General features: G+C 71.8%; 6 protein-coding genes and 1 pseudogene. 1 reads left to right on the top strand and 6 read right to left on the bottom strand.

The window, feature by feature from the left end:
- From ACSNOK_RS10660 to ACSNOK_RS10645, 4 genes and pseudogenes are all read right to left on the bottom strand, one after another.
- A pseudogene (locus ACSNOK_RS10660) lies at positions 1-639 on the bottom strand (hypothetical protein); the annotation flags it as partial.
- 12 nt (positions 640-651) lie between these two features.
- Positions 652-1,131, bottom strand: coding sequence for a DUF6114 domain-containing protein (locus ACSNOK_RS10655; RefSeq protein WP_436780363.1), 480 nt, complete (start codon positions 1,129-1,131; stop codon positions 652-654).
- A gap of 136 nt (positions 1,132-1,267) precedes the next feature.
- Positions 1,268-1,906, bottom strand: a complete 639-nt coding sequence (locus ACSNOK_RS10650) for a DUF6230 family protein (RefSeq protein ID WP_436780362.1) — start codon at positions 1,904-1,906, stop codon at positions 1,268-1,270.
- A gap of 614 nt (positions 1,907-2,520) precedes the next feature.
- Positions 2,521-3,486: a tetratricopeptide repeat protein gene (locus ACSNOK_RS10645; RefSeq protein ID WP_436780361.1), complete on the bottom strand. Its 966-nt coding sequence runs from the start codon at positions 3,484-3,486 to the stop codon at positions 2,521-2,523.
- Between the two features lie 207 nt (positions 3,487-3,693).
- Here ACSNOK_RS10645 and ACSNOK_RS10640 point away from each other — a divergent pair, with 207 nt between their 5' ends.
- The gene (locus tag ACSNOK_RS10640; protein WP_436780360.1) at positions 3,694-4,347 is read left to right on the top strand and encodes a TetR/AcrR family transcriptional regulator; all 654 of its coding nucleotides are present in this window, start codon (positions 3,694-3,696) and stop codon (positions 4,345-4,347) included.
- Positions 4,348-4,452: 105 nt separating this feature from the next.
- Here ACSNOK_RS10640 and ACSNOK_RS10635 read toward each other — a convergent pair whose 3' ends face one another.
- Both ACSNOK_RS10635 and ACSNOK_RS10630 read right to left on the bottom strand, forming a co-directional pair.
- Positions 4,453-4,803: a hypothetical protein gene (locus ACSNOK_RS10635; protein WP_436780359.1), complete on the bottom strand. Its 351-nt coding sequence runs from the start codon at positions 4,801-4,803 to the stop codon at positions 4,453-4,455.
- Positions 4,804-4,882: 79 nt separating this feature from the next.
- Positions 4,883-6,025 carry a serine hydrolase domain-containing protein gene (locus ACSNOK_RS10630; protein ID WP_436780358.1) on the bottom strand — a complete coding sequence of 381 codons (1,143 nt, stop codon included), beginning with the start codon at positions 6,023-6,025 and terminating at the stop codon, positions 4,883-4,885.
- Positions 6,026-6,122: the final 97 nt, after the last annotated feature.

The following is a 6,122-nucleotide window of genomic DNA, read 5'->3' as shown; positions in this document are numbered from 1 at the left end:
GTTGCGGGTGCTGCCCGGTGACGGAGTGGCCGTCGGGGGCGGGGTCTTGGTCGCCGTGGGGTCGGGCTTCGGTGCCGTGGGCGCCGGGGGTATCTCCGGTGCGGGCGGCACCGGCAGTCTGCCCTCGCCCGGTACCGCCGGGTCCGGCGTCCGGTCGGCGGTGGGTGCGGGGGTGGGCTTCCGGTCGCCGTTCGGGCCGTCCTTGCCACCGCCGGTGGTCGGTGTCCCGCCGTCCTCGGGTTCGCGGGACGGACCGCCCGCGTCGTCGCCCTCGTCCTTGTCCTTGTCCTTCTTCTTGCCTTTGTCCTTCGCCTTTCCGGCGTCCTCGCCGGCGCCGGTGCTCTTGTCCGGGCTCGGCGTGGCCGAAGGCGTGCCGGCCGTGGGCGCGTCCGGCGTGGGCGTCCCGTCCGGCTTCGTCACACAGAACGCGTCGCCGAACGGACTGGGCGCCCCCGGCTTGGCGGTGGCCAACTGGGGCGTGAAGCCCATGCCCATGAGCACCGCCGTGGGCATGGCCGCCAGCGCGACGGCCTTCCCCGCGGGCATGTGCAGGCGCGACAGCAGCGGTTTCCTGGGCGCGGCATGGCGCGGGCCGGCTCTCGGGCAGTCGCGGTCGCGCGCGTCGTCGTCAGTCGCCACGGTGGCTCCTGTTCATTCCTTCACCAGCGACGGGCCGGACGGGATCGGGAGGTCCGGCGGCTCCTTCTCCGAGGCGTCCGAAGCCTCCGGCAGCGGCTTCGCCGGGGCCCACGCGACGGCGAGCGCGCCGCCCAGCATCGCCGGGATCATCCCGAGCAGGAACGCGCCGAAGTTGGAGACGACCAGCGAGACGATCCCGAGCAGGATGGCCGCGACCCCGGAGAAGACCCGGGAGTGCCGCTGGAACCACATCGTCAGTCCGAGGACGACGAGCAGGACCCCGATGATCAGTGAGCCCGCGCCCGCCGTGGTGGACAGCCGGATGCTCAGCTCGCCGAACTTCAGGGTCTGGTACGGGATGTACATGATCGGCACACCGGCGAGCATGGTCCACAGACCGGCCCAGAACGGGCGCTCACCCCGCCATGTCCGGAACCTGCGGCGCAGGCCGCCCTTGTCGGCCGGCTGTGGCGGCGTCGTGTCGGCGCTCATGATGTACAGCTCCTCGGAACTGGCGGTCTGGTGCTGTGCGAACCCTGCAGGGCTCTCCTGCCGCTACCCGGCGGTGGAGGGGGCGCGGCGCGGGCACGGGAGCCTCGCGGATCCCGCCCCGGCCGCTCCAGGGCGTTCAGTCGTCCTTGTCGCACTCCTGTGCGCCCATGCTGACGTTCATCTTGAGGTCGGGCAGGGTGAACGATCCGGCCGTGGTGGCCCACGCCTTCTGGTCCACGTCGTCGAACTCGACCGACTTGGCCTGCTGGGCGAAGGAGTTCGGAACCGACTTCTGCGCGTCGCCCGGGTTCTTCGCGGGACCCTTGGTCATGTGGTCGGAGGAAACACCGATGTCGATCTCGTTGAACTTGGCGTTCCCGACTTCCATGCTGTTGGCGTCGAGGTAGAGCTGCTTGGCGTGAACCTTGTTCTTGCCGCCGCCCGCCCGCAGTTTGAGACCCACGTCGCCGAACATCGTCCGAACGTTGACCGCCTGGCAGAGCCTCGTGATGTCGGCCTCTTCCATGCCGACGACCGCGACCGCCTTGTGGTCCTTCGCGCCCTGGTCGATGTCCTCCATGGCGCCGTACTGGGTGAATCCCGTGCCGGAGATGTGCTGGGCCCTCACCTGGAACTGCTGACCGGAAACCTGGAACGACGCCGCCAGCGCGCCCTGCGCGATGGCCATCGTGACCGCCGCGGCCGCGCCCACGCTCGGGACCATGACGACCGCGAACCGCTTCCACCTGGTCCCACCGCGTGCCTGGGACTTCATGACTTGCCTCCTTCTCGGACGTACACCCCCGGCACGGGCCGACGGCCCTGGCCCGGGGTGGGAGACGTGCTACGTCCTCGGAAGCGGAGCGCCGTCGCCATGCGGTGGCCTCCAACGCCATGCCGCGACCGAAACACCGGCGATCACCCCCGAGCGACAACCACGTGGCCACGCGTACGCGCAACCTCGGGGACAGGCCCCGTCGTTGGCGGCGGGGACCCCCCTGTCCCACGGCCGGCGGACAGCCGCCGGTCGCCCCGGTGGGGACCCAGCTCCCGTGGGCCGGCCGGTTGCCGGGCCGCGGTGCTGGACCGGGTTGCGCCGATCGTGGTCGATTCCGGGGCGGGGCACAAGAGGTTCATTACTTGCGAGTAACGCGCGGATAACCACGAGGGGTCCGGTCCGCGACGGGCGGGCACGCGGTGTGAGCGGCGCGATGCCGGAAAGATGACGGCATAACGGGAAAAACCCGGGCGGAAGCCCGGGTTTCCCTTACCGCAAGTAACTACGGCCGCATTTATAAAGATTTGATATACCGCGACCGGTGTTTTCTTTGTGACGAGCGTGTGAGCGGAGTGTTCAGAAGCCGGGGGCGGCCGACGGCCGGCCCGGGATCAGAACAGCGCCCGCGACAGCGCCGTACGCGCCGCCGTCACCCGCGGGTCGTCCGGGCCGATGACGTCGAAGAGCTCCAGCAGCCGGACGCGGGCCGCGTCGCGGTCCTCGCCGGCCGTCCGCCGGATGACGTCGATCAGCCGGCCGAACGCGTCCTCGACATGCCCGCCGACCAGGTCGAGGTCGGCCGCCGCGATCTGCGCCCGGACGTCGCCCGGCGCGTCGGCCGCGGCCTTGCGCACCTGCTGGGCGTCCATCCCCTGGACGCGCTGGAGCAACTCGGCCTGCGCCAGGCCCAGCTTGGCCTCGACGTTGCCCGGGTCGTCGGACAGCACGTTCTTGTACGCCTGGACGGCACCGCCCAGGTCGCCCTTGTCGAGGGCGTCGTGGGCCGCGCCCAGCGCCGCGTCGTGCGGCCCGGCGGGACGCGCCGGCACTTGCGCCTCGTCGGCCGCGCCCGGCGCCACGGGCGCGCCGACGATGCCGAACTGCTGCTCGGCGACCTGGACGAGCTGGTCCAGCACCTGCCGGATCTGCGCCTCGGGCGCCGCGCCCTGGAAGAGCGGCAGCGCCTGGCCGGCCACCACCGCGAAGACCGCGGGGATGGACTGGACACCGAACTGCTGGAACAGCCGCTGGTTGGCCTCGACGTCCACCTTGGCCAGCACGAACCGGCCCGCGTACTCCCCGGCCAGCCGCTCCAGCACGGGGCCGAGCTGCTTGCAGGGCTCGCACCAGTCGGCCCAGAAGTCGATGACGACCGGCACCTCGGCCGACCGCTGGAGCACCTCGTGCTCGAACGACGCCTCGTCGACGTCGAGGACCAGGCGCCCCGCGCCCGCGGGCACGCCGCCCTGGCGCGCCGCCTCGGCCCGCGCCTGCTCCGCCTTCTGCTTGGCTTCCCCGGCCGCCTTCACCGCGGCGAGGTCGACCACTCCACTCATGGACATGTTCCGTGGCTGCATGGGCCTATCCTCCCCCCTCCGCGCGGCGATCGGAAAAGTACGCAGCGGTACACAGCGAATTCGACGCCGGGTCCCCACCTGGCGTCCGTGGTTGTCGCTCACTCTTTCGCTACGACTCGTAGCGTAACTGGAAGCCCACGGCCACGGCAGGGCGCCTCCCGTGATCTGGCTCATACCCGCGCGGCTACCCGGCGGTAAGGTCGCCGTATGACGTCCGCCCCGCAGCCCCCCGCACACCGCGCGAGCGGTCGCACGGGCCGCCCCCGCAGCGCCGAGGCCGATCGCGCGATCCTCGACGCGACCCGCGCCGCGCTGGTGGAACTCGGCTGGGGCAAGCTGACGATGGGCGACGTCGCCGCCCGCGCGGGAGTCGCGAAGACCACCCTCTACCGGCGCTGGGCCGGCAAGAACGCCCTCGTCGTCGACGCCGTCGCCGACCTGTTCGACGAGCACCTCGAACTCCCCGACCGCGGCAGCCTCCAGGCCGACATCGAGGGGGTCGTCCTCCGCTTCGCCGCGCTCCTCGACCGCCCGGAGACCAAGACGGCCCTGATGGCCGTCGTCGCCGAGTCCACCCGCGACGAGGCCCTCCGCGAACGCATCCGCTCGGCGATCGTCGACCGGCAGAAGACGCTCGTCCTCGTCGGGCGCGAGCGCGCCCAGGCCCGCGGCGAACTCCCCCGCGAGGAGGAGCCCGACGTGGCCGCCCGCACCGCCGACCTCATCTTCGACGTCATCGCGGGCGCGGTCGTCCACCGGACGCTCGTCAGCGCGGAGCCGGTGGACGCGGAGTGGGCCCGGGGCTTCACGGCACTCCTCATCGGCGGGCTGGCGGGTGCCGCGGCGGCCGCGCCGCGGTAGGGGTGCCCCAGCCCCGCCCTTTCCCCGTTTCCGCGGGGAGAGCCCCGCACCCCCGGGAACCGTGCTCCGCGCGGTTGCCCTCAAGCGCCGGTCGGCCGGAGGTGATCATTCGCGGACGATCAGGTCCACGAGGTACTTCGGATAGCCGAACCGTGGCCCGAGTTCGACGAACGCATCACGGGTCTTCCTGTCGACCCCGACGCAGTACGCGTTCAAGGAGCGCAGGAACAGCCGGTAGCCGAGGTCTGCGCAGGCCCCTGCGACAGTCTGTTCAAGTGCTGGTACAAGATCGGTCACAGGCTGCCCGTACGTGGGGGTCGTCGTCACACGACTCAGATCGTCCGAGACCGAGCGGATCGCCCGCAGAACCGCATGACGCAACTCCTCGTCCACCACCGGCTGAGACGGCGGAGGAAAGCCTGCGGGATCATCCTGCCGAACCCGGGCGATCCACACTTCTTCCTTCTTGTTCTTCCGTCAAGGCGGCCTCCCAGGTAGGCGGTGCGGACAAGGTATCCACCGGCCAGGTCGCCGGTTACGCCAGGCACTCCTTCACCGCCGCCACCAGCCGTCCCGCCCGTTCGTCGCCCTCGCCGATCATGCGGTTGGCGACGTAGCCGAAGCCGATGCCGAACTCGTCGTCCGCGAAGCCGAGGTGGCCGCCCGCGCCGTCGTGGCCGAAGCTGCGGGGGCCGAGCATGGGGACGGCGGGGGGCGAGTCGAGGTGGAAGCCGAGGCCCCAGCGGACGCCCATGTCGGGGAAGCCGGACCAGGAGGCGCCGGAGGACTGCGGGCGCAGGGCGGCGGTGACCGTGTCCTCGGTGAGCAGCCGGGGGGTGCCGTCGACGCCGGTGACCGCCGCCGCGTACGTCGCGGCCAGGCCGCGGGCGGTGGAGACGGCGCCGGTGCCGGCGATCTCGGCGGTCAGGAAGTCCTTGGAGTTCCAGCCGCGCGGGTGGTCGAGGCCCGGGAAGACGAAGGCGCCGTTCATGGTGAGGATGCGCACGAAGAGGTGCTCGGGGCCCGGGAGGGCCGGCGGCTCGCCGTCGTAGGCGAGGCGGGCGAGGTCCTCGTACTCGTCGTCGGGGATGCCGATCCAGGTGCGCAGGCCCAGGTCGTCGGCGACGGCGGAGCGGAAGTACGCGCCGGGGGTGAGGCCGGTGATCCGCCGGATCAGCTCGCCGGCCAGCCAGCCGAGGGTGTGGCCGTGGTACTCGTGGGCCGTGCCGGGCTCCCAGAGCGGCTTCTGCTCTTCCAGGGCGCGGACGACCGGGGTCCAGGCGGTGATCTCGGCGAAGGACGGGCTCGCGTCGAGGGCGGGGAGGCCGGCGCGGTGGCCGAGGATCATACGGGTGGTGATGCCCTCCTTGCCGTTCCGCGCGAACTCGGGCCAGTAGTCGGCGACGGGCGCGTCGAGGTCCAGCAGGCCCCGCTGGACGAGGAGGTGGACGCAGAGGACGAGGACGCCCTTGCCGGCGGACATCACCGGGACGGCGGTGTCCGCCTCCCAGGGGCGGCCGGTGCGCTCGTCGGCGGTGCCGCCCCACAGGTCCACGACCTTGCGGCCGCCGTGGAAGACCGTGACGGCCGCGCCGAGCTCGGCGGTCTCCGCGAAGTTCCGCTCGAAGGCGTCCGCGACGGCCTCGAAGCCCGCGTCGACCTGTCCTTCGTACCGCATCAGGTTCCCCCTGGTCGTGCGAAGGGGCAGGTCGGAGACCTGCCCCTTGATCGAATAGCCCGGTCACCCTAACCCTCGGCGACCGGGCTTTTCGAAC

Source organism: Streptomyces sp. URMC 126, from assembly GCF_051386555.1.
In the GTDB taxonomy this organism is placed as follows: domain Bacteria; phylum Actinomycetota; class Actinomycetes; order Streptomycetales; family Streptomycetaceae; genus Streptomyces.
The sequence above is the reverse complement of the archived record's forward strand: the minus strand, read 5'-3'. Positions and strand labels throughout refer to the sequence as shown.